We start from the raw sequence: 23,368 nt of genomic DNA, 5'->3' as shown, positions 1-23,368 counted from the left end.
AAAACAAAAGAAGTGAGATGCTTAAAAACATCACGACGCGAGGAGGACCCTCTCGGTGTTTATCGAGGAGAGGGCCAACGGGCCGAGTACTGCAACGCCCAGGGCTATCAGCATCATAACGTTGGTCGCGACCGAGATGGAGTAGCCGTGTTCGAGAAGGTATTTTGGAACCCTCGCGAGGACGAAGAGCAGGATGAACATGATTATGTTGATGAGTCTCACGTTTGAAACTTGGAGCACCACCACCATTGAAACCATTGAGAGTCCAAAGACGAAGAGCGAACTGCCGATAACGGGCAGGAAGAGCCATGTGGGAGACGCGTTTTCTGTGTTCATGTACATCACAAGTCCTACGGCTATTGATGCAATTTCTCCAAGCAACAGCGAAGGCAGGAGCTCAAAAAAGACGTGCTTGGGAAGTCTGCCAGGCATGACGAGCAGGAGGTGGTAGAACCTAGCGGTCTTGCGTTTTATCATGCTCGTGAACGATATTGCAACCATGACCGCGTAGCCAACCAGCATCATCGTAAAGAGGGTGTAGAACGTGAAGTTCTCCTGCCCTGTGAACTCTTTGGGAACGCTCTTTGAGGAGAACGCCCACACGAGGAGTCCAACCAGGACTATCCCGAACAGTGAGTCCCTGAGGGTCGTCTTGAAGTGGAGGGTTATGAGCCCTCTGATATTCATAATTCCACCCCCACGAGTTTGATATACATCTTTTCGAGGTCAACGGAGTTGTCCACCCCAAAAGTGGACACCGTCCTTCCGTCCTTGATTATGGTGGCCCTATTCGCCACCTTCTGAACCTCCGCGAGTTCGTGGGAGGAGAACAGTATCGTCTTCCCGGTATTCCTCAGGTTGGTGAGGAGTTCCCTCATCGCTATCCTCGCGGTGGGGTCAAGCCCGCTCATGGGCTCGTCCAAAATTAGGAGCTCGGGGTTGCCCACCAAGGCAGCGGCGAGGGAAACCTTCCTGCGCATGCCCTTGGAGAGTTCTTTGAACCTCTTCCCCCAGTGGGCCTCTTCAAACCGCACCTCCCTCAGAACCCTCGTGACTTCGTCGCGGTCGAATCCCTTTGAATAAGCACAGAAGAGCAGGTTTTCCTCGACCGTCCAGTCGGGGTTCAGAACCTCATACTCGAACATGACTCCAACTTTGGTGAACATGCCCCTTGACGGTTTCTCGCCGAAGACCCTGACCTCACCGGAATCCGGGTGGAGGAGACCGAGGATTGTCCTGATTGTCGTTGTCTTCCCAGCGCCGTTCGGCCCAAGGAAGCCGTGGATTTCGCCTCTCTCCACTTCAAAGTTCACATCCCGGAGGACTTCCCTGCCCCCAAGGGATTTCCTGAGGTTCCTGACCTCGACGACCTTCACCTCCTCCACCCCCAAATGGCATAGTACGTCCCGAGGAACAGGGGAATTAGGACGAGAACCGGCTCGAGTCCCGTGAGCTTCTTCACCGCCGGCGCCATCAGGAAGAGGGAGAGGATTATGTAGGAGTTTGCCACGTAGTTGAAGGCCTTTCTGGAGCCGGTTCCCCACCTGCCCACCCCGAGGGGACCCCTAACGGAGTTTGCCATGAGAGAGAGGCCGTAGAGGGTCGTTACAAGGCGGAGGTCTTTCTGAGTTATCTGAAGGGAGTAAATGACTGAGATTAACCCGACGACTGCATCGAAATACCTCCTTATCTTTGGCCAGTGGGATGGCTCACCCAGCAGGGTTTTCTTTGCGGTGTGGAGGATGAGGGCGAAGGCAACGTAACCGTAGAGACCGAGAAGAAGAAGGACCGTTTTCTCATCCATTGGTTCTCACCCGGAGATACTTTTTCAGGGCTTTAACTCCAATGGTATTTGCCCATCGGCATCCTTTGAGTGGTATGAATCCCTTTTCAAGGACGTAGCGTGCGCGCAGGATGCAGGGAGTGCAAAAGTTAATGAACTTGCAGTTTCCGCAGATTCCAGGACCAGGGGCGTTTATTCCATGGAGAAATTTAAGATGCGGGGTTATCTTCCTAAAGGAGCCTTCCAAATCGTTGATGTCAATCTTGGCAATAACATCTCTGGCCGAGTCGCTCACAACACACATCCTGACTGAGAGGTCGGGGCCTATTGTTAAACTTCTCCACCCTGCACCGCAGTTTTCAATGTTCTTCCCGAATTCCTCAAACTGGGCAACGGGTATTATCTTAGAAAATCTTTTGCGAACTTTTCTGTCGATTTTACTGAGGCGCCACAGGTCTTCGTTGGACCACGTGAATCCATCGGCCCTGCCAAAGGGAAGCATCGGGCTGTAGGTGAACATTTTGGCCCCCAACTCAACTGCCAGTTCAGCGACCTTTTCTATGTGCTCTATGTTCCCCGGCGTTACGGTCATGGCAATCCTCACATTAAATCCAGCGTCGGTGAGCCGTTTTATGTTTTCAACAGTTCTCTTCCACGCACCTCTCAAACCTCTGAATCCGTCGTGAAACGTGGGGTCTGGGCTATCGAGGCTGACGCTGAAGAAGAGCTTGTCTGTGTATGATGAGAGTTTCTCAATCATCCCCTGAGGAAAGTAGAGACCGTTCGTGAGGACGCCAACGAGCTCGAGCCTCTCCGCGGCGTACCTAACGATTTCCACGAAGTCCGGATGGAGCGTCGGTTCTCCACCGGTTAGCTCAGTGCCAACGAGGAGGTGTCCTGAGAGAAAATCGATTATCTTTTTGAATGCCTCAAAGGGCATGTAGAGCGGTACCCTTTCTTTTATTCTATAGCAGTGGGCACAGTTTAGGTTGCAGTTCTCGGTAAGTTCAAAGACTACATGTGACGGGAGGATGTAATCGTGCTCAGCCACCTCAACTGGGACATTGATTGGGATATCTGAAACAATCACATCACCATTTTTGACGGCAGTTAAGAGAAATTCAAGGATTTTATGACGCTCTTCCTTAGAATGGGCAAGGCTGTCTGTGATTTCGGATGCTTTTCTTTTCCCATCACACATCCTGAGAACATAGGCGGCATCAAGGTTCACGATTCGTTTGATGTTTCCTCTGTGGATGGATGCGAGATGGGGATAAATCCTAAGCACGGTTTCTTTTGCAAGAAAGACATACTTATCCTCGAGGGTTTCCAATGTCACGGCAGGTTTGATGACATTCTGCATCCCTTCACCTCCTAGTGGGTAACTTCAAAAAAGTAATGGCCTCAGAAGAGGCCAAAGAGACCGTAAACACCGAATCCTTCGAAGTCTGGAATCGGGCCGTCAGAAAGACAGAGGGCGCAGAGAGCACAGACGTTGCAGTCCTTACCCGATACAACGTACTTAGGGTCCATATCGCCACCCCCTCAAGAGTTGTCATTAACTTGTATCCAAGAGTATACATAAATTTTTCTTTATCAATTAGTAAGAAACTCTATGTTATTAACCAAAGGTTTAGAAACTACAGGTAGAAGCCAATTTGATTAAGAATTAAAAAAGAAGAGTTCACTCCTCGACCACGTACACCGGCACCTTGCCATGCGGAACGCCGTACTTTTTGCCGTACCACTCGCTGAGGGCGTACCATGCCACGATGAGTAGCACAAAGCCTACCGGCAGGAGAATCTTCCAATCTTTCAGCCCAATTCCAAAGAGCAAGTAGAGAACTAGACCAACGCTCGACGCCGTCACCGCGTAGGGTATCTGTGTGGTAACGTGGTCTATGTGGTCTGAGCCGCTGAACATTGAACTCATTATCGTGGTGTCGCTTATCGGGGAACAGTGGTCACCGAAGATACCGCCGGCAAAGACCGCACCGATGCTGGCGAAGACGTCGGGACCTATGTGTCCAGTGACACCGTAGGAGAGCGGAATTGCTATCGGGAGCATTATGCTGAAGGTTCCCCAGCTGGTTCCCGTTGTGAATGAAATGAACATTGAGATTAGGAAAACTATGAGCGGAATCCAGCTTCCACCAACCCCCGCACTCTTGGCTATGTGCACTATGTACGGGGCGGTGCCGACGGCGTCAGTGGCGCTCTTTATGCTCCACGCGAGGAGTAGAATGGTGTTTGCTATAATCATCTGCTTCATACCGCGGATTATCGCATCCTCGGCCTCTTCAATCGTCATCTGCCTCATTCCGATTACGAGAGCGAAGGCCACAACCACCATTGCAAAACTTCCCCAGAGGAGGGCTTTTGCTGAGTCGGCGTTTCCAAGGACGTTCATCAGGCCTCCCTTGGCGTAGGCGGCACTTCCACCGCCGGTGTACCACATACCGTAGAGCGTGACGAATATCAGGGTGAGTATTGGCCATATGAAGACGTGAACGCTTCCGTTCTCTTTGGGCATTCCGAGGTCCACTTCAGTCGTCATCAAGGGTTTTGCCCCGTCGCGGAGGACCTTTCCTGTCGTCCTAGCGCGCATCTCCGCTTTGAGCATGGCACCATAATGCCTGTGGAAGAAAGCCACGAGGAACACGAGGATGATGGCGAGTATAGAGTAGAACCTGTAGGGAACGCTGTGCATCCAGGCACCGTAGGCACCACCCACAGAGGTTAAGTCCACGTTGAGCTTGCTGAATGCATCACCGATTAAACCAACCTCGTAGCCTATCCAAGTCGAGACTATGGCTATTCCCGCGACCGGAGCCGCTGTGGAGTCGTCTATGTACGCCAGCATCTCCCTGGAAACCCTCGTCCTGTCCGTTATGGGCCTCATCGTGTTTCCTACGATGATGGTGTTGGTGTAGTCGTCGAAGAATATCAGCACTCCAAGGAGCCAACCCATCACGGCTGCTCCCCTGCTCGTTTTGACCCTGTCAGCCAGCGCTCGTCCTATCGCAAAAGCACCCCCCGATTTGTATATCAATCCAACACCTGCACCAATCAGGAAGTCAAAGAGAAGAATCTTAACGTTCCAGTCGTCGGTAGCGTTCTTAACAATCCAGTCGAGGGTCTGGGCGGTTCCGCTTATTGGATTCCAACCAGAAACCATGACTCCACCAACCCAGACGCCGGCAAACAAGGCAAGGATAACCCTCTTCGTCCATATCGCTAAAACTATTGCAATCAGTGGGGGAAGCAGGGACAGCACCCCAAAATCCAACATATTTTCACCTCCTTTTTAAATCTGCCGGAGATTTTCGTAATATATAAGATTTTCTTGAAAATTTTTGGCAATATTCGCGTCCCCCTCGAACAGCCCTAAAAAATCCACGTACACTAATGGACAGTTACTGACTGTATAGTGTATATAGTTGCGACTAAGTATATTATAGAACATTGAACCAATAAAAACCTTTCCCAAAAGCGTTCCAGCGTGGCTCGTACAAAAAGGATAAAACGAAAAATCGTAACACTGACAACCGCAAAATTTGCAGAAATGTGAAGAAAAACTCAGCTAATTTTCTCAAGGATTTTTGCCAGTTTGACGAAGTCCTTCTCAAGCTCTCCCCTGATTTGGGGCCGATACAGGGCCGCGGCAGGGTGGTACATCGGCATTATGATTATCTTCCCAAAGAGAGTCCTCGCCTCGAAGGTCTCTCCGTGGATTTTGCTTATGGGCTCAGGCTTGAACCCGAACTTTTCCAGGATGTAGCGCATCGAGTGCCTGCCGAGTGGAACTATGACCCTCGGCCTTATTATGTCAATCTGCCTGTCGAGGTAGGGGGAGCAAGCTTTGATTTCCTCCTCCGTCGGGTCGCGGTTTTCCGGTGGGCGACATTTGACGATGTTGGTTATGTAAACCTCGTCCCTGCTCAGACCTATCCCAGCTAAAAGTTCATCAAGAACCTTCCCGGCCCTGCCCACGAAGGGTAACCCTTTCTGGTCCTCCCAGTAACCGGGGGCTTCGCCGACGAACATCACATTGGCGTCGTAGCTTCCCGCCCCGGGGACGGCGTTCGTCCTGAGACCCCCGAGGGGGCACTTCTGGCAGTTTCGGATTCTCTCCTCTAGCTTCTTCATGAGCTCTTCCTTTCCCATAGGCATCACGTCAGCGTTTTCTGGCTGAGGTACGCCTTCAAGAACTCGGTCCACGCGGTGTAATAACCCCTCTCATAGTTATCACGAAAGTCCTGCCCGGCTAGTTTTGAGTAGTTCTTGAGCAACTCCTCGGCCCTCTCCCTGTCGTTGCTGGAAATCAACTGGACGACAAGTGAGTCGGCGTCGTTGTCCTTGAGGGCGTTCATTATGCCCTCGACGGCCCGTGAATAACCCCTACCCCATTCATCGTTGCCCGCTATTTTCATCAGCTTCTCCATGTGTCCCTTTGCCCTGCTGAAGTCCCTTCTCAAAAGGGCTCTTACGAACATCTCCATCCTCATCTCACGAGCCGGCATTCAACCACCCGACTGGCTTTCGTGGAGGGACTTTTAACCTTAGCCCGAGTTCCCACATCTGGGGCATACCTATGCAGAAAAATCTTCATATCCACGCAAAAGCTTTTATACCTCCCCGTTGGATTTAGTGTAGCGGTGATGAACTATGGCCCAGAACATCGGTGAGGTACCGAGTGGTGAGAAAGAGTTTGAGCAACTAACTAGAAGGGTCAGGGATATAGTCGAGTTCCCTGAAATAAGCGAGGAGGAGTTTGAGGGAATGCTTAAAACCGCCAGCAGGGGTTACGGTGGCCCGTTGCCTCATAGGACCTACTCCCTCTGCCCGGAAAGCCGGCGCGTGGTTCCTGCCCTCGTCTGGGAGCGGGACGGTAAAGTGTGGATAACCAAGCGCTGTCCCGAAGGTATGATAACCGATCTCTACTACGAGAGTGTCGAGCAGTATTACCGCTTCCAGCGCTGGAAGTACGATTTCAAGCTCAAGAGCGTTAACGTGGAGAACACCGGCGTCAACTGTCCCTTTGACTGTGGTTTATGCGCTCGGCATCGCTCCCATACGAACCTGCTCAACATCGTTCTGACCAACCGTTGCAACCTGTCGTGCTGGTACTGCTTCTTCTACGCCAAGGAAGGTCAGCCGATTTACGAGCCGACGCTCGAGCAGATTAGAATGATGCTCCGCAACGCCAAGAAGCAGTACCCGGTTGGGGCGAACGCAGTCCAGTTCACCGGAGGAGAACCGACCCTCCGCGACGACCTGATTGAGATTATCCGGATTGCGAAGGAAGAAGGTTACGACCACGTCCAGCTCAACACCGACGGAATAAAGCTCGCCTTCGAGCCCGAACTCGTAAAGAAAATCCGCGAGGCCGGAACCAACACCCTCTACCTGAGCTACGACGGAATGACGCCTCAGACCAACTGGAAGAACCACTGGGAGATTCCGCTCATCTTCGAGAACGTGAGAAAGGCCGGCGGACCCGGAATAGTCCTCGTGCCGACAACGATTAGGAACGTCAACGACCACGAGCTTGGGGCCATAATCAACTTCGGTCTCAACCACCTTGACATCGTCAGGGGAGTGAACTTCCAGCCGATTTCCCTCGTTGGCAGGGTTCCAAAGAAGGAGCGCCAGAGGTTTAGAATAACGATTCCGGGAGCGATAAGGCGCATAGAGGAGCAGACCAACGGCGTAATCGAGATGAACGACTGGTACCCGATTCCGATAGCAGGTCACATAGCGAGGTTCTTCGAGGCGTTCACTGGTTCACGTTACTACATGACGAGCCACTACTGCTGTGGGGCCGCGACCTACATCTTCCTGGACCGGGAACACAAGAGGGTCATCCCAATAAGCAGGTTCCTTGACGTTGAGGGCTTCGTCGAGTATCTCGAGGAGAAGGCCGAGGAGATAGAGAAGTGGAAGAAGCTCGGCAAGCTCCAGAAGCTCAAGCTCGGGGCGGAGATATTCCTCAAGTTCAAGAGCTTCTACGACGACAAATACGCTCCGAAGGGCCTCAAGGTCCTCGACCTGATAAAGAACGCCTTCATGCACGGCAACTACGACGCCCTCGGCAAGTTCCACGAGAACGCGCTCTTCATTGGGATGATGCACTTTATGGACGAGTACAACTACGACGTCGAGCGCGTCGAGCGCTGCGTTATCCACTACGCCATGCCCGACGGAAGAGTGGTGCCGTTCTGTACGTTCAACGTGATTCCCGAGCTCTACAGAGACAAGGTGCAGGCCCAGTTCAGCTACACCTGGGAGGAGTGGAAGGCCATCCACCCCGACTGGGACTACTGGAGCGACAAGTACAGGAGAACCAAGGAGTTCGTTGAGAAGATGAAGAACAGTGAAGTTTACAGAAAGACCTACATCGACATTGAGGATTACTTCGGGCTTGCGAAGGAGTGAGGGGGTGATTGAATGACCGTTAACCCGAATGCGAAGCTCACCCGGCTCGAGCTCCAGTTCGATAAGGGGAACTGGGAGCTTGCAACGGCAAAGCAGTACGAGCTCCTGACGAAGGCTGAGGTCTGGAGGGCTTTCCTCAACAGCTACACCGGGAGAGGCTTCGTGATATTCGACGAAGAGACCCTGTCCAGGGAGAAAATCCTCGAAACCCTGAAGGAACTCAACGCCAGGGTTGTAAGTGAGAAGAGGCTGACCGTGGATGAACTCCTTGAGTCCAGTTACTCCTGGAACAACATCCTTGAGAGAACCTGATTTCGCCCTTTTCTCCCTTTTCTGAAGAGTAATCACCTACACAGCCCCCTACACAAAAGCGATTTAACTTTCAACGCCGTAATTCTCCCAGCTGTAACTTAAGTGGTGGGGGTGCGCGGGATGCAATTTCGTAAAAAGATAACCGCAACTCTTATCGTTGCGGTTCTCGTCACGGTTGTTTTGGGGGCAGCGATAGTCGGGTACTCCACGATAACCATGCGCTCCACCATTCATAAAACACTTGATGAACAACTGAACCAGGAACTTCCCAAGGTTATGTCCAAGCAAATTGAAAAACCTATAGTTGAGGAGGCAGGTACTATAGCAGTTGGGTCGGCGGAGCTGGGCGCCAAGCTCTTTGACGACTACTTTGATAAGATGAAGATGATGGGAGAGATTGCAACGGAGGCGGTCCAGGTTGCGTATACAAACTACGGGACCAACAACCCCGAGTTCAAGACGTTTCTTCTCAACAGGTTTAAGGCCATCAAAAGCCTTGACTCAAACGTAGCTAACGTTTACTTTGGTAGCTCTACGGGTAACATGTACATTTATCCTGAGCAGAAGCTTCCGGCCGGTTACGACCCGAGGAAGAGGCCGTGGTACCAGGAGGCAGTCCAGAAGAACGGACCGGTCTGGACTGAACCTTACAGAGATGCCTCAACTGGAAAATGGATGGTGACGTACTCCCAGCCCGTTTACGTCAATGGAAAGTTCGTTGGAGTTATTGGAATAGACGTCTTTGTTTCCACGCTCATAGAACAGGCGAAGCAAATAAAGCTCGGTGAGAGCGGTTATATAGCCATAATTGACCAGAAGGGAACCGTAATAGTCCATCCAAACCAGAGCCTTGTCCAGAAATTAAACATCTACGATGTTCCTTCACTCAAACCAATAGCGGAGGCCCTTAAAAGTGGAAACAACTCCGGTTGGGTTGTTTACGAGTTCCAAGGTATCAAAAAAATCGCCGGTTACAAAAGGATGAAAACGACGGGATGGATTGTTCTGGCAATCGTGCCCCTTAACGAACTCACAGGTCCCATGGACAAGGCCATAAACTCAGCTTTGAAGGAGAGCAGCACAAAAATAAACACCCAGATATCGGCTGTCGTTGATGACAACGTGAGAAAAGTGTTCATAGGCTCAGTGCTGGCGGCCTTAATTGGGGCCCTTATGGTAGTCTTGGCGTACAGGATACTCAAAGACACTCTAAGGCCCCTGGAGAACCTCCGCGAGGTTGCTCAAGCCCTTGCCGAGGGCCGGCTGAGTGAAGTGAACAGAAAGCTCAAACAGATTAGATACCTCGAGAACGATGAGATTGGTGCGTTGATTAAGGCTTTTGAGGCGGTTGGGAAGGACCTCGTTGGAACCTTAAACACGATAGCGACAAAACTCGAACGCCTTGCCGAGGGTGATTTAAGCAACGGCCTCAGCATGGAAGCCAAGGGTGAGCTCAGGGAAATCCTTGAGGACCTCCGCGACACAACCCACAAGCTCAAGGGTCTAATAGGGGAGATAGTGGCGGTCACCGACGAACTCGAAAAGAAGGCAAACGTTCTGGCACAGATATCGAGCGACGTTACCGAGGCGATTAATCAGGTTAATGAGGCGGTTCAGCAGGTTAGCATTGAAGCACAGAGACAGCAGGAGCACATCAACGAAATAACCGAGGGAATGCGCTTTGTAGCAGAAACCAGCGCCGAAAGCGTCAGGGCCATAGAAGAGTTTGAAGGGGCCGTTAACGAAGTCGTTAACATCGCCACCGAAGGCAGGGAGAAGGGCGAGGTCTCGGCCCAGCAGATAGAGAGCATCCAGGAGATGATGAACGACATTGAAGGCGCCGTCAGCAAGATAGCGGAGATGAGTAGGAGTATTGAGGAGATTACGGATGTGATTACGAATATTGCTGAGCAGACGAACCTGCTTGCTCTAAACGCGGCTATTGAGGCGGCTAGGGCTGGGGAAGCGGGTAGAGGCTTTGCAGTCGTTGCCCAGGAGATTAGAAAGCTTGCGGAGGAGAGCAAACAGGCCGCTGACAATATCAAGAACATCATCGACCAGATTACGAGTGAAATTCGGGACGCCGCGGAGAGAACCGAGAAAGGTGTCAGGGTCGTGGGTGAGAGCGCCGAGACCCTCAGGGAGACCGTTACATACCTCACGAACATCGCCGACCTCCTCCAGGAGGCCAGTGGCAGGATGGGCGAAGTGAAAGAACAGGTCCTCAGGACGCAGGAGGAGGTTGATAAGGCGTTGCGTGCTTTGGAGAATTTGGCTGCGAGTGCTGAGGAAACCACTGCGAGTGCTGAGGAGGTTAGTTCTGCTGTTGAAGAGCAGACTGCCGCCACTGAGGAGCTTGAAAGAGCCGCAAACGACCTTAAAAACATCGTTGAACAGCTCAGAAACATCATCAGCAAATTCAAACTCTGACGGCTTCTCCATATTTTCCCTTTCTCCAAACCCCTTCCGAAAGGTCTTTTTGGAGAAGCGCGTACTCCAAACCATGAAGCCATATCGAGGACTGGCGATAATATTCGGTTTCTACGCGCTCGGCGAGATGGTCAGTTCTGGCCTTCACCTCCCGGTTCCAGGTAGTGTTCTCGGGATGCTGTTCCTGCTCTCGGCGCTTCTGAGCGGTGCCGTGAAGCTTGAGTGGGTCGAAAACGAGGCCGAGCTCTTCGTGAAGAACATGAGCGTCCTCTTCATCCCGCCGGGAGTCGGGATAGTCACTTACCTCGGCCTGATAAAGGCCCAGCTCGTTCCAATATCGGTCGCGCTGGTTCTCAGCTTCGTCGTTACCCTCTTCGTGACCGCAAAAACCGTGGAGGTCGTTCGGAGATGAACCCCTACGGGATAGCCCTAACGCTCGCGGTGTTCTACGTCTTCTCGGAGCTCCACGCGAGGAGAACGGCGTTCTACACGAATCCGGTTCTGCTCTCGATAATCACAATTGCAGTAATCCTCAAGCTCGGAAACGTTTCCTACGACTCGTACATGGAGAGCGCGGTCTTCCTCAAGTTCCTGCTCGGACCGGCAGTCGTGAGCCTGGCAATCCCGGTCTACAAGAACAGGGCACTCATAGCCAGGTACGCAAAGGAAATCTCGCTGGGAATTTTAATCGGCGGAACCACCGCGGTGCTGAGCGCCTACTGGACGGCCCAGTTACTCGGCGCGAGCGAAACCGTTCTTCGAAGCATAGCCCCGAAGAGCGTGACGACTGCCATAGCCATAGGCGTGAGCGCAAAGATAGGCGGAATCCCATCGCTGACGGCGGTTCTGGTGATAACGACCGGACTGCTCGGCAACGCCTTCGCGCCGGAGTTGCTGGACGTCTTTGGAGTCAGGGACAGAATAGCGCGGGGTTTGGCAACGGGGGTTTCCTCCCACGGCCTCGGGACGGCGAGGATAATAACCGAGGACGGATTAGCCGGGGCCGTGAGCGGGTTAGCCATGGCCCTGAACGGGGTCTTTACTGCGGTCCTTCTTCCGTATCTCATCAAAATCATCTAGGATACACTCGCTGACGCGAAGCCTGTCGTTGGCGTCGAGGAAGAGCGTGAAGTCCCTCTTCGCCAGCCTGTCGTCAACTGGCGCGTGCTCGACTAGGAACGCTATTATCTCGGCCGTACTGTAGGGAACTTTTATACCCAGCTTATCGGCCTTTTCAAAAAGCCTCTCTGGAACGTTGAATATGTCCTCTCCCCGCCTCACATCAACGCTCACTTTGGAGTTAATCTGCTCCCAGATTAAAAGGGTGTTTCGGGCCTTCTCAATCTTCTCAAGGGCCCGCCTCTCCAGTATGCTAACGTTGGCCCTGCTCGTGCCGAGGAGCTCGGCAATCTCGCTCTGTTTAAGGCCTCTCGCGCGAAGACGGAGAATCTTAATCTGTTGTTCAGTCAAAAAGCTCTTCATTGTAAACACCAAAGCTTAACAGAGCATGGAAGGTTAAAAGTTTTTAGGTTAGGAAAACATCTAACTGGTGAGCAAGCTTTGTTCCAAGCTACTAAAGATGCCAGAGGAGAAAACTTTTGCACGGCCTTTGGGAAAGGCTGGCGAAGAAGCTTTTGGAAAAAGCTTCACCAAAGAAACTTTGCCTTCGCAAAGTTTCTGTGGTGGGGGCGCGGGGATTTGAACCCCGGTCCGCGGGTTTCTCCGGGTCAGAGCTCCAAAGGCTCATCCCCAATCAGCAAACCCGCAAGTCCTCATACCTCTGGAGCCCGCGATGATGGACCAGGCTACACCACGCCCCCGTCCGTCTCAACCTTAACCGTCCCGGGTTTATAAACTTTGCTCCCGGAAGTTTTATTAACTTTGACACACAAAAATACTATGGGGTGGTGGAGATGGAGGAGCCAATCGTCATTGGAAAAGACAAGTTCAAGATTGGGGAGGACGAGACCGCGAGGAGGGAACTCAGGGTTGTCAAGGTCCACGACGACGTTATACAGCTCCAGGAGGAAGTCCACGGCATCATAGCCCTCGTTGGTGCAAGCTCGAGCGTCAACATCAAGAAGGACGAGCTCAAGAACCTCATCAAGGTCGTTAGGGAACAGTTCGGTTGGACCGATATCTGTGAGTGAACCCTTTCAATTTTTAGGCTCCCCGTATCATCTACGGTGATATTAACGTTTTATAAGCATAAAACTCCCTATTCTCGTCGGGTGGTTGCCATGGCCGTTGGAGAAAAGATAACGATTAGCGTAATTAAGGCCGACATAGGTGGCTGGCCGGGGCACTCCAGGGTGCACCCGCAGCTGATAGAAACCGCGGAGGAAGTCCTTGCCAAGGCCAAGGAGGAAGGGACGATAATCGACTTCTACGTGGCCTACGCGGGCGACGACCTCCAGCTGATAATGACCCACAAGAAGGGCGTTGACAGTCCAGAGGTTCACGGGCTCGCCTGGAAGGCCTTCGAGGAGGCAACCAAGGTCGCCAAGGAGCTCGGCCTCTACGGCGCCGGTCAGGACCTTCTCAAGGACGCCTTCAGCGGAAACGTCCGCGGAATGGGCCCGGGCGTTGCCGAGATGGAGATTACCCTCAGGAAGAGCGAGCCGATAGTGACCTTCCACATGGACAAGACCGAGCCCGGAGCCTTTAACCTGCCGATATTCAGGATGTTCGCCGACCCGTTCAACACCGCTGGTCTGGTCATCGACCCCAAGATGCACGCCGGCTTCCGCTTCGAGGTCTGGGACATCCTCAAGCACAAGCGCGTCATCCTCAACACCCCGGAGGAGGTCTACGACCTTCTCGCGCTCATTGGAGCCAAGAGCAGGTACGTCATCAAGCGCGTTTACCCGAAGGAAGGCCACCCGCTCCCGAAGGACGAGCCGGTAGCTGTTGTCAGCACCGAGAAGCTCTATGAGATTGCCGGCGAGTACGTTGGCAAGGACGACCCGGTCGCTATAGTCAGGGCCCAGAGCGGACTTCCTGCCCTTGGTGAGGTCCTCGAGCCCTTCGCCTTCCCGCACCTCGTCAGCGGATGGATGAGAGGCTCTCACAACGGCCCGATAATGCCCGTTCCGATGAACTACGCCAACCCGACCAGGTTCGACGGCCCACCGAGGGTTGTCGCGCTCGGCTGGCAGATAAGCCCCGAAGGAAAGCTCGTCGGTCCGGTTGACCTCTTCGACGACCCGGCCTACGACTACGCCAGGCAGAAGGCCCTTGAGATAACCGAGTACATGCGCAGGCACGGCCCGTTCGAGCCCCACAGGCTCCCGCTCGAGGACATGGAGTACACCACCCTGCCGGGCGTGCTGAAGAGGCTTGAGGAGCGCTTCGAGGACATCGAGTGATTCCTCCCTTTCTATTAACATTTCCGTTTAACTTTTCTCGATTGGGTTAGTTCTTATGTTTTTGGAAAACCTTATTAACTTTTGGCGAGACCTAACACTTAGAGTGATACAAAGGGGTGGTGGCCGTGAAGTTCACTGTCATACATATAAAGCTCAACGAGAACAAAGTTGAAAGCGAGGAAATCGAGAAAGATGGCATTTACGGCGTCATAGATTACGGTCTTGAGCTCCACGAGACCCTTGAAACCCATAGCATTGACCCGTACGACCCGAGAAACGTCGTCGTGATGGGAATGGGGCCGTTCTCGGGTTCGGCCCTTCCCGGTGCACACAGGCTCATGTTCTTCTTCCGCTCCCCGCTCTACGGGACTCTCTTTCCATCGGCGATGGGCGGTGCCGCCTACGCCTTCAAGAACGTCGGCGTTGACTTCGTGACCTTCGAGGGCAAGGCCGAGAAGCCCGTCGTTGTTCTCCTCTACAACGACGGCGAGAACGTTGGGGTCGAGCTCCACGAGATTGAGCTTGAAAAGGTCATCGAGGTCTGGAGGGGCTACAAGGGCGAGGAAGGCGTCTATGCCCTCACCCAGTACCTCATAGACACCTTTGGAGGGCGCTTCGACTTCGAGTACCGCATAGCTGTCGTCGGTCCTTCTGCCCTCAACACCAACTACGGCGCTATATTCTCCCAGGCATTGAGGAAGGGCCAGCGCCTCGTCGGTAGCGAGGACTGGGCCGCGAGGGGTGGCTCCGGAAGCGTTCTGCTCAGGGCACACAACGTCATAGGAATAATCTTCGGTGGAAAGCCGAGGAAGAGGAAATTCCCAGGCGAGGACATCTCGAACTTCAGGACGGCGAAGGGCATAGTCGAGGGCGTCCACAAAAAGCCCTACAACGAGGTCATAAGCGAGAAGACCACCAAGTACCGCTTCAACCCCAAGCTCAACACCGGTGGAACCTTCGGAGGCAACTATCCGGCTGAGGGTGACTTCGTTCCAATACTCAACTGGCAGATGCCCTACATTCCGAAGGAGGAGCGCATAAAAATTCACGAGAACATAATGAAGCACTACTGGGAGCCCTTCAACGAGGAAGCAATAAAGCCCAAAAACTGGACAACCTGTGGCGAGCCCTGTCCGGTCGTCTGCAAGAAGTACCGCAACGGCCACCACGTCGAGTACGAGCCCTACGAGGCCAACGGTCCGCTCAGCGGAAGCATCGTCCTGAGGGCGAGCGACATAAGCGTTCACGCCGTCGATGCTATGGGCTTCGACGCGATAGAGTTCGGAGGAACCGCCGCGTGGGTTCTTGAGCTCGTTTACCGCGGGCTCCTCAAGCCGGAGGAGGTTGGCCTTAGTGGCAAGCCGGAGTTCACGAAGGAGGCCCTAATCGAGCGTCCTGTCGAGGCGAGCGAAATCAACGCCAGGCTCGTTGCTGAACTGGCCCACCGCGTGGCCTTCGGCGAGAACGAGATAGCCAGGATAATCGGCCTCGGCAAGAGGAAGGCGAGCGTAATCCTTGACGAGCGCTTCAAGGACAGGCTCAAGTACGGCGAGAGCTTCAAGGACTACGCGGTCTTCACTCCACTCGGCGAGGACGGCGAGATGACGCCAACGATGTACTGGGCGATAGGCAACTACATACCGCTCCCGATTCAGGGTCGCTACTGGACCTTCTACCAGTTCGGCGTCTTCCTTGAGCCGAAGGAGCTGGCGCAGAAGATAATAGCGAGCGCTCTCTGGGAGTTCTGGTACGACAACGTCGGCTGGTGTCGCTTCCACAGGGGCTGGATGAAGCCCGTGCTTAAGGCGCTCTTCATGGATGCCTACGGCCAGAACATCGACATGGAGGAGCACGCGAAAAAGCAAATCGGGAGGCTCATCGAGTACGCAAGGAAGGCCGGCTACACCCCGGTCTTCTGGGACAGCATGCGCGTTATTGACCTCGTTTCGGCCGGCAGTGAGGAGTTCGGAAACGAAAAGTGGGCCGAGAAGTTCAGGGCCGACAAGGTCGGCACTGCGAAGGAGTACCTGAGCAAAGTGCTGGAAGCCTACAGCGAGATTCTTGGGGTTGAGTGGAGGCTCTGATTTTATCCTCTCTTTCTCCGTTTGGCGTTCTTTGAAGATAATTTTGATGAGAAGAATAATGAAAAATGGCTAAAACGGCTTCTCAAGCATGTAGCCGGAACGGATATTTCTAAGTGCCAAGACTACGAAAATAACAGTCAAGGCTCCCGATACTAACCACGAAATGGGATTTATACTCTGCAGTCCAATCGCTGAGCGGATGCAGGAAAGAAGGTGCGTAACGGGGTTCAGGTAGAGCGCCGGAAAGCTTGAGCGGTAGTAGGCAGGGGAGAACACCACGAGGAGCCAGGGAAGTATTCCCGTAACGGCCATTGCCTTGTAGGGGTTTCCTATTTTTGCTCCTATTGCGACTGCCAATGCTCCTAGTTCAAGGAAGGTGAGCAAAAGTGCCAGGACTAAGAGCGGAACGTTTATCCTGCTCACTCCTTGGTAATAGAGTATAACGGTGAGACCTATTAGCACTTGAGGAGTGACCATGAGAGAGTACGTTAGGAACTGTGCAAGAATAACTGTGGAAATCTTTGGTGGCAACGTCGAGTAGAGTTCAAGAACGCTGGGTTCAAAGATGTTACTGACTCTGTTCGTCAGTGTTCCAAGGAAAGAGCTCACCAGCGAAACGACGATGAAACCGCTCACGAGGTATGAGATGTCCTCGGGGGTTCTTGAGCCGGAGTTCATAATCATCATAAACAAAAGGGCGAGCGGCATGATAAGGAGATTGACTAGGAGGAACGTCTTGTAAATCCTCATTCCCTTTAGCTCCATTCCGATTAGGGGCCGAATCATTCTCTATCCCTCCCGATGAGGCTTATCACGAGGTTCTCGAAGGAGGGGGATTCAATCTCAAGGTATGCGATGCCGGAACTCTCGAGTATTGCCTCCACCGTCTTCAGCGCATCCCCAAGCGTGTCAAAGGCCATTTCGTAGAGGTCTCCGCGCCTTTTGTGTTCCTTAGGCAGAAGGTTGGGGGATATCGCTCGTTCAGGTATCAGGCGAACTTCAGTAGGCATCTTAATCATTGAGACGATGTCCGCAGGCGTGCCAGAGGCGACTATCTTCCCGTAGACGAGGAGATACACCCTATCGCATAGGGCCTTGACTTCGTTCATGTCGTGGCTGGCGAGTAGAATACCCTCGCGGTTTGAGTTCCTTATTGCACTCCAGAGGCGGTGTTTTGTGACGATGTCCACCATGCTCGTGGGCTCGTCGAGCACGAGAACCGGGAGCTCCTGAACAAGTGCCATTGCCAGCAATAGTGATTTCTTCATGCCTCCGGAAAGCTGATACCCAAAGAACTTTGCCGCCCCATTGAGTCCAAGGAGATTCAAAACCTCAGATATCTTCTCTCTCATCTCCACCGGTGAAATGTCTCCGTTCCGCATTTTAAGCACGTATCCCAGAACTTCCTCAACCCTTAGCGATGGAAAGCTGAGAGGGTATTGGGGCACGTAGGCTAGAGTTTCCTTTATGATGCCCGGATTTGCCAGTATGTCCCTTCCCATAACCCTAATATGGCCCTCAGTAGGCCTTAGAAGTCCCAAAAGCTGACGTATAAGGGTAGTCTTCCCCGCTCCGTTGGGACCGATAATACCAACGATTTCATTCTTTCCCACGTTTATCGAAATTCCGTCGTTAGCCTTTGTACCATCGGGATATACTTTGGTGAGGTTGTTGATTTCTATCACGTTCATTGTTCACCCTCCAGAAGTTTTTTGTATCTTGACTTAACATAAAGTGTCAAAAATTCGCTGTAATTCTGTAAGTGCTCTATGTTACAAGAAATTTTAGACTTTAACGCACTGGCCATCCATTTACATCCTCCATAGCATATTGGGCCAAATTTACAATTGAAAGCACATGGTGGCTCAAAGTTTATTAAAGAATACCATCTAGAATTCATGATGATAAGATTACCATCTTCGTCAATGTATCCGTCTGGGTTTGAATATAAAAAGCCTGGACATTTATATACATTTAGTTGTTCATCCACCGCAAAACTAAAAGCATGGCTTGCCATACATGGACCGAGTACTAGGGGATTTCCTATTGGATATCCCAAATCCACAGCGTAGGAGTAAATTTCAATTAGTAGTTTTGAGATGTGTTGGCTTAATTTATAGCTTTCACCTGCATGTATTGACGTTTGCGTTGGAAATATGTATTCAAAACCAACCCCTCCTAACAACTTATGTAACCCGTATTCCTCTCTTAAATAATGTAATAAGGACTTAACACTAGCGATATTGCTTTCATTTATATTCGATCTCAATATGATTCTCTTTTTGTATTGATCAATATTATCTAGGATATTCTTCAGGATAATATCAAATGTTCCACGTCCATCGGGATATGGTCTCATCTTATCATGAGTCTCCCTCATTCCGTCTAGAGTGATCTGAACTGAATTTATGAAAGGTGCCAGCTCTTGACCCGTTTGCTTGGAGAATAACGTTCCATTAGTTATTATGGACATAGAAGTTTCAATATCTATCTCCCTTAAAGAATCTAGATCTCTTACTGCTACTTTCAGGGTATCATAATTCAACATGGGCTCTCCTCCGAAGAATACAACACTTATCTTCTTTAGAATATCTCCTTTTTTAGAAATCAACTTCATGATTTTGTTCCAATTTTCAACTGTTAAATCTAGATTAATGTTTGAATTCTTTCTTAAGTCTTGATAACAGTATGGACATGCAAGATTGCATCTTGATGTCATATTTACAAACATTCCCATATGTGTTGGGTTATATTTTGATAAATTTATGCGTGTCCTTGCTATCTCCCTTTCATCTAATTCTTCCGGCAATAGAAATCCCAGGTTTATTAATTCATCAAAAATCTCTGTTGGTATTTCTTTGAGATTATCGTTTCTAAGTTTCTTCCAAATTTTCTCTGATACAGCAACTAAAGAATGAGTGAGGGTATTAAATAATATTATATATCTATTGTCCCCTATATCACATGGAATGTCTAAAATATACTTCGAGGCCTTAAATTTACTACTATCTATCATTATTTATCACCTCCTATTTATTAGAAGGGATTAAATAAAAAAAGATAAAAAAGCTCAACGTCTAAACCTCCACATTAATTAGGATTATCTCCTCCTTTCACTGGATTGCAGAAAACTCCACAAAAGTTGGGTTCATCAAAACTTGCTGAACCCCTTTCCAGTACAATCAACTCTTCCATATCATCACCTCCTTAAATTTTTTGCATTATATTATGACCAATGTTTATTTATAAATCTTTCTCTTTATTTTAAGTAAACATTCCTTCTTTTTTTTCGAGTATGAATTTATTCCAACGTATGTTTTCCTATTAGAATTGCCCGAAAGAAGCCTGAGTAAAAGAGTTGTATAGCTGTGCAACAGCCAAACCCTTTATAATATCCATCTCGACATCTTCTTAGGTGGTAGAATGAGGGCTGTGGTAATAGGCTCGGGCATCGGCGGACTTTTAACCGCTTCATTTCTCGCCAAAAACGGCTATGATGTTACGGTTCTCGAAAAGTCCCCGAGAATCGGTGGCAGGTTCGCGAACCTTCCGTACAGGGGCTTCGGCCTCTCCACTGGTGCCTTCCACATGCTCCCGCACGGCGAGGACGGGCCTCTGGCTCATCTCCTAAAACTGCTCGGCGCGAAAGTCCAGATAGTCAACTCCAACCCGAAGGGCATGATTTTCTACGAGGGCAGGACCTTCCACTACCGCGAGGGCTGGAAGTACTTAAGCTTCACTGAGAAGGCCAAAGCGACGAAGTTGCTCCTCGACGTGAAGAGGAACAAACTCCCAGGGGGAGAAGAGGCCGAGATGAGCGGGCGCGAGTGGATTCGGGAAAAAATAGGCGACAACGAGTTCGTTGACCTCTTCATCAAGAGCTTCCTCGGCTGGGCCGACAGCGTCTTGGACGTTCCCGCGGGAGAGCTGGCGAGGGAAATTAAAGCGGCACTTAAGTGGGGTGGTCCGGGGCTTATCCGGGGCGGTTGCAGTGCAGTAACCGATGAACTCGCGGGAATCGTCGAGCGAAACGGGGGTAGGGTTCTAACGCGGAAGAGAGTTGTTGAAGTCGACGTTGATGAAAAGAAGGCCATCACCGCCGAAGGCGAGGAGTTTCCCTACGACGTTCTCGTTTCTAACATTGGGATAAAGGAGACCGTCGAGCTGATTGGGAGGGACAACTTCGACAGCGATTACCTTAAGCGCATTGACTCTCTAAAGCCGAGCGAAGGGATAAAGTATAACGTCGCCCTGAAGGGGAAGCCGAGGATAGGCAACACCGTCGTGTTTACCCTCGACACAGAGAGGATAAACGGCTACAACGAGCCCTCCTCGCTCAGCCCGGAGCTGGCTAAAGAGGGTTACACTCTGATAATGCTCCACCACGCTTTGCAAAGTAAAAACGTCAAGGCCGAGCAGAGGAAGGGCATTGAGGACATCTACAGAATCTTCCCGAACCTCGATAGCGAGGGCGAAATCCTTCTGATACAGACCTACCTCGACGGAAACCCCGTGAACAGGGTCGCCAGCGGTCAGGTTGTGGAAGACTTTCCTGTAAATGACGTCTACGTCGTCGGCGACGCCTACAAGCCCCCCGGCGGGATAGAGGTCGAGGGGATAGCGCTGGGCGTGATGAGGACGCTTGAGAGGCTCGGTCTCGGAAGCTTTTCGGAATGGTATTTGTGAAGGAAAGCCCTTTCGCGATTTTTCTTTACGTTTGCAAAGTAAGTTTCCCGCCCGCCGAACCTTTTTCAAATGAACACCGTTGGGGCCTAACGAACGTTTTTATGCCCAGGCACAGAATCCTTCATCCCAGGAGGTGATGCTCATGAAGAGAGTCGTCATAGCCCTTGGCGGTAACGCAATCCTCCAGCGAGGTCAGAAGGGAACCTACGAGGAGCAGATGGAGAACGTGAGAAAAACCGCCAGACAGATAGCGGATATAATCGAGAGGGGCTACGAGGTCGTTATAACACACGGAAACGGTCCGCAGGTCGGTGCACTGCTCCTCCATATGGACGCGGGCCAGCAGGTTTACGGCATTCCCGCACAGCCAATGGACGTCGCGGGCGCGATGACGCAGGGGCAGATTGGCTACATGATACAGCAGGCCCTAATCAACGAGCTCCGCGCGCGCGGTATAGACAGGCCAGTCGCGACGATAGTGACCCAGACGCTTGTGGATAAAAACGACCCTGCCTTCCAGAACCCGAGCAAGCCAGTCGGGCCCTTCTACGACGAGGAGACGGCCAAAAAACTCGCGAAGGAGAAGGGCTGGGTTGTCGTTGAGGATGCTGGAAGGGGCTGGAGAAGGGTAGTGCCGAGCCCTGACCCCAAGGGGCACGTCGAGGCCCCCGTAATCCAGGAGCTCGTTGAGAAGGGCTTCATAGTCATCGCGAGCGGTGGCGGTGGCGTTCCCGTTGTTGAGGAGGGCGGAGAGCTTAGAGGTGTTGAGGCGGTCATAGACAAGGATTTGGCCGGCGAGAAGCTGGCGGAGGAGGTCAAGGCCGATATCTTCATGATTCTCACCGACGTCAACGGCGCGGCAATAAACTTCGGAAAGCCGGACGAGAAGTGGCTTGAGAGGGTTACCGTTGGAGAGCTGAGAAAGTACTACGAGGAAGGCCACTTCAAAAAGGGAAGCATGGGGCCGAAGGTTCTGGCTGTGATAAGGTTCGTCGAGTGGGGAGGTGAGAGGGGAATCATAGCCTCGCTCGATAAAGCAGTGGAGGCCCTTGAGGGGAAGACCGGAACCCAGGTTGTAAAGGGCTGAACCAAAGCCTATAAATACTCCTCCATCTTTTTCTATTAGGTGATAACATGAGCGACGCGGCAAGTGGGTTCTTCGGCTCGCTTATATGGTGGCTTTTCTTCCTGTACCTGCTCCTATGGCCTCAGATGCAGTACAGGAGCCTTCAGATGGCGAGGGCACGGCTCCTTCAACAGCTGTCCAAGAAGAGGGGTTCGACGGTAATAACGATGATTCACAGGCAGGAGAGCATAGGGCTCTTCGGCATACCCTTCTACCGCTTCATCAGCATGGAAGACAGTGAGGAAATCCTCAGGGCTATCAGAATGGCCCCCAAGGACAAGCCCATTGACCTGATAATCCACACTCCAGGGGGACTCGTCCTCGCGGCGACCCAGATAGCCAAGGCCCTCAAGGACCACCCTGCCGAGACTCGCGTGATAGTCCCGCACTATGCCATGAGTGGTGGAACGCTTATAGCCCTCGCGGCGGACAAGATAATAATGGACCCGCACGCGGTTCTCGGCCCTGTTGACCCACAGCTCGGCCAGTACCCGGGACCGAGCATAGTCAGGGCCGTCGAGAGGAAGGGCGTTGACAAGGTGGACGACCAGACGCTAATCCTTGCCGACGTGGCTGAGAAGGCCATAAAGCAGGTTCGCGACTTCGTCTACAACCTCCTCAAGGACAGGTACGGCGAGGAGAAGGCAAGGGAGCTTGCCCAGATTCTGACGGAGGGCAGGTGGACGCACGACTACCCGATTACCTACGAGCACGCCAAGGAGCTCGGCCTCCACGTGAGCACCGACGTTCCCGAGGAAGTTTACGCCCTCATGGAGCTCTACAAGCAACCGATGAGGCAGAGGGGAACGGTGGAGTTCATGCCATATCCCCAGAAGGCCGAGAACTCGAAGTGAGTTACTTCCCTTTTACTCCTTTTCGATTTCGGCCAAAAAGTTTTTATTGGGTCTTGCATTTTTCAGTCCAGATGTTTGGAGTGAACAGAGCTGTTCTAAAAATGGGAGAGGGGTAAGAGAGATGCCAACGGTTAAAGTGGACCCAGAGGAGATTAAGAGAATCAAGAGAGAATTGGAGGCCCTTGAAAAGGAGAGAAACGAGATAAGGGCCAAACTTGATGAGCTCGAGAAGGAGCTCCAGACATGGATTCAGAAGAGGGACGAGAAGAACAAGGAAGTCCAGCAGT

The 23,368-nt window shown here is 51.9% G+C and carries 23 protein-coding genes, 1 tRNA gene and 1 pseudogene; 12 read left to right on the top strand and 13 right to left on the bottom strand.

What is annotated here, in order from left to right; genetic code table 11:
- Positions 1-30 precede the first annotated feature (30 nt).
- From CS910_RS00115 to CS910_RS00085, 8 genes are all read right to left on the bottom strand, one after another.
- Positions 31-687, bottom strand: a complete 657-nt coding sequence (locus tag CS910_RS00115; RefSeq protein ID WP_099209161.1) for a hypothetical protein — start codon at positions 685-687, stop codon at positions 31-33.
- Positions 684-1,376 carry an ABC transporter ATP-binding protein gene (locus CS910_RS00110; protein ID WP_158523786.1) on the bottom strand — a complete coding sequence of 231 codons (693 nt, stop codon included), beginning with the start codon at positions 1,374-1,376 and terminating at the stop codon, positions 684-686. The genes CS910_RS00115 and CS910_RS00110 overlap by 4 nt, the downstream gene beginning before the upstream one ends.
- Complete coding sequence (locus tag CS910_RS11855) at positions 1,373-1,804, bottom strand: hypothetical protein (protein ID WP_158523785.1); 432 nt, start codon at positions 1,802-1,804, stop codon at positions 1,373-1,375. Before CS910_RS11855 ends, CS910_RS00110 begins: the two co-directional genes overlap by 4 nt.
- A complete protein-coding gene (locus CS910_RS00105) occupies positions 1,797-3,146 on the bottom strand; it encodes a radical SAM protein (protein WP_099209159.1) in 1,350 nt (449 codons plus the stop codon). The genes CS910_RS11855 and CS910_RS00105 overlap by 8 nt, the downstream gene beginning before the upstream one ends.
- Positions 3,147-3,187: 41 nt before the next feature.
- On the bottom strand, positions 3,188-3,316 hold the full coding sequence (locus tag CS910_RS00100; RefSeq protein WP_099209158.1) for a subtilosin A family bacteriocin: 129 nt from the start codon (positions 3,314-3,316) through the stop codon (positions 3,188-3,190).
- A 151-nt stretch (positions 3,317-3,467) separates the two neighbouring features.
- On the bottom strand, positions 3,468-5,075 hold the full coding sequence (locus tag CS910_RS00095) for a Na+/H+ antiporter NhaC family protein (protein WP_099209157.1): 1,608 nt from the start codon (positions 5,073-5,075) through the stop codon (positions 3,468-3,470).
- Positions 5,076-5,362: 287 nt separating this feature from the next.
- Positions 5,363-5,950, bottom strand: a complete 588-nt coding sequence (gene udg, locus CS910_RS00090; RefSeq protein ID WP_099209156.1) for a type-4 uracil-DNA glycosylase — start codon at positions 5,948-5,950, stop codon at positions 5,363-5,365.
- 5 nt (positions 5,951-5,955) lie between these two features.
- Complete coding sequence (locus CS910_RS00085) at positions 5,956-6,306, bottom strand: hypothetical protein (protein WP_099209155.1); 351 nt, start codon at positions 6,304-6,306, stop codon at positions 5,956-5,958.
- Between the two features lie 145 nt (positions 6,307-6,451).
- On the opposite strand from CS910_RS00085, the gene tes reads away from it, so the two are divergent.
- From tes to CS910_RS00060, 5 genes are all read left to right on the top strand, one after another.
- Complete coding sequence (tes, locus tag CS910_RS00080; protein WP_099209154.1) at positions 6,452-8,221, top strand: tetraether lipid synthase Tes; 1,770 nt, start codon at positions 6,452-6,454, stop codon at positions 8,219-8,221.
- A 12-nt stretch (positions 8,222-8,233) separates the two neighbouring features.
- Positions 8,234-8,533, top strand: coding sequence for a DUF3213 domain-containing protein (locus CS910_RS00075; protein WP_099209153.1), 300 nt, complete (start codon positions 8,234-8,236; stop codon positions 8,531-8,533).
- Between the two features lie 120 nt (positions 8,534-8,653).
- On the top strand, positions 8,654-10,963 hold the full coding sequence (locus CS910_RS00070; RefSeq protein ID WP_099209152.1) for a methyl-accepting chemotaxis protein: 2,310 nt from the start codon (positions 8,654-8,656) through the stop codon (positions 10,961-10,963).
- Between the two features lie 73 nt (positions 10,964-11,036).
- Positions 11,037-11,375: a CidA/LrgA family protein gene (locus CS910_RS00065; protein WP_099209151.1), complete on the top strand. Its 339-nt coding sequence runs from the start codon at positions 11,037-11,039 to the stop codon at positions 11,373-11,375.
- Entirely contained in the window at positions 11,372-12,043 is a 672-nt protein-coding gene (locus CS910_RS00060) for a CidB/LrgB family autolysis modulator (RefSeq protein WP_099209150.1), read from the top strand. The genes CS910_RS00065 and CS910_RS00060 overlap by 4 nt, the downstream gene beginning before the upstream one ends.
- On the opposite strand, the gene CS910_RS00055 is transcribed toward CS910_RS00060, so the two are convergent.
- Both CS910_RS00055 and CS910_RS11850 read right to left on the bottom strand, forming a co-directional pair.
- Positions 11,978-12,445, bottom strand: coding sequence for a Tfx family DNA-binding protein (locus tag CS910_RS00055; RefSeq protein WP_099209149.1), 468 nt, complete (start codon positions 12,443-12,445; stop codon positions 11,978-11,980). The genes CS910_RS00060 and CS910_RS00055 overlap by 66 nt on opposite strands.
- Positions 12,446-12,643: 198 nt before the next feature.
- Positions 12,644-12,783 (bottom strand) — tRNA-Trp (locus CS910_RS11850).
- A gap of 93 nt (positions 12,784-12,876) precedes the next feature.
- Between CS910_RS11850 and CS910_RS00050 the strand changes: the two genes are divergently transcribed.
- The 3 genes from CS910_RS00050 to gor all read left to right on the top strand — a co-directional run bounded on the left by CS910_RS00050 (position 12,877) and on the right by gor (position 16,415).
- On the top strand, positions 12,877-13,113 hold the full coding sequence (locus tag CS910_RS00050) for a hypothetical protein (RefSeq protein WP_099209148.1): 237 nt from the start codon (positions 12,877-12,879) through the stop codon (positions 13,111-13,113).
- Positions 13,114-13,203: 90 nt separating this feature from the next.
- Positions 13,204-14,331: a fructose-1,6-bisphosphate aldolase/phosphatase gene (gene fbp, locus CS910_RS00045; RefSeq protein WP_099209147.1), complete on the top strand. Its 1,128-nt coding sequence runs from the start codon at positions 13,204-13,206 to the stop codon at positions 14,329-14,331.
- Between the two features lie 125 nt (positions 14,332-14,456).
- Positions 14,457-16,415, top strand: a complete 1,959-nt coding sequence (gor, locus tag CS910_RS00040; protein ID WP_099209146.1) for a glyceraldehyde-3-phosphate:ferredoxin oxidoreductase — start codon at positions 14,457-14,459, stop codon at positions 16,413-16,415.
- Positions 16,416-16,484: 69 nt separating this feature from the next.
- Here gor and CS910_RS00035 read toward each other — a convergent pair whose 3' ends face one another.
- The 3 genes from CS910_RS00035 to CS910_RS00025 are packed head-to-tail and all read right to left on the bottom strand — an operon-like array spanning position 16,485 to position 19,431.
- Entirely contained in the window at positions 16,485-17,201 is a 717-nt protein-coding gene (locus tag CS910_RS00035; protein WP_099209145.1) for a hypothetical protein, read from the bottom strand.
- The gene (locus tag CS910_RS00030) at positions 17,198-18,106 is read right to left on the bottom strand and encodes an ABC transporter ATP-binding protein (RefSeq protein WP_099209144.1); all 909 of its coding nucleotides are present in this window, start codon (positions 18,104-18,106) and stop codon (positions 17,198-17,200) included. Before CS910_RS00030 ends, CS910_RS00035 begins: the two co-directional genes overlap by 4 nt.
- Positions 18,103-19,431, bottom strand: a complete 1,329-nt coding sequence (locus CS910_RS00025; RefSeq protein ID WP_099209143.1) for a radical SAM protein — start codon at positions 19,429-19,431, stop codon at positions 18,103-18,105. The genes CS910_RS00030 and CS910_RS00025 overlap by 4 nt, the downstream gene beginning before the upstream one ends.
- A 407-nt stretch (positions 19,432-19,838) precedes the next feature.
- Here CS910_RS00025 and CS910_RS00020 point away from each other — a divergent pair, with 407 nt between their 5' ends.
- The 4 genes and pseudogenes from CS910_RS00020 to CS910_RS12025 form a co-directional block, all read left to right on the top strand.
- The gene (locus tag CS910_RS00020) at positions 19,839-21,101 is read left to right on the top strand and encodes a phytoene desaturase family protein (protein WP_099209142.1); all 1,263 of its coding nucleotides are present in this window, start codon (positions 19,839-19,841) and stop codon (positions 21,099-21,101) included.
- A gap of 142 nt (positions 21,102-21,243) precedes the next feature.
- Positions 21,244-22,188, top strand: coding sequence for a carbamate kinase (arcC, locus tag CS910_RS00015; RefSeq protein WP_099209141.1), 945 nt, complete (start codon positions 21,244-21,246; stop codon positions 22,186-22,188).
- Positions 22,189-22,235: 47 nt separating this feature from the next.
- On the top strand, positions 22,236-23,081 hold the full coding sequence (locus CS910_RS00010; RefSeq protein ID WP_099209140.1) for an SDH family Clp fold serine proteinase: 846 nt from the start codon (positions 22,236-22,238) through the stop codon (positions 23,079-23,081).
- A gap of 121 nt (positions 23,082-23,202) precedes the next feature.
- Positions 23,203-23,368, top strand: a pseudogene (locus tag CS910_RS12025) (coiled-coil protein); the annotation flags it as partial.

Source organism: Thermococcus henrietii (genome assembly GCF_900198835.1).
Lineage (GTDB): Archaea > Methanobacteriota_B > Thermococci > Thermococcales > Thermococcaceae > Thermococcus > Thermococcus henrietii.
The sequence above is the reverse complement of the archived record's forward strand: the minus strand, read 5'-3'. Positions and strand labels throughout refer to the sequence as shown.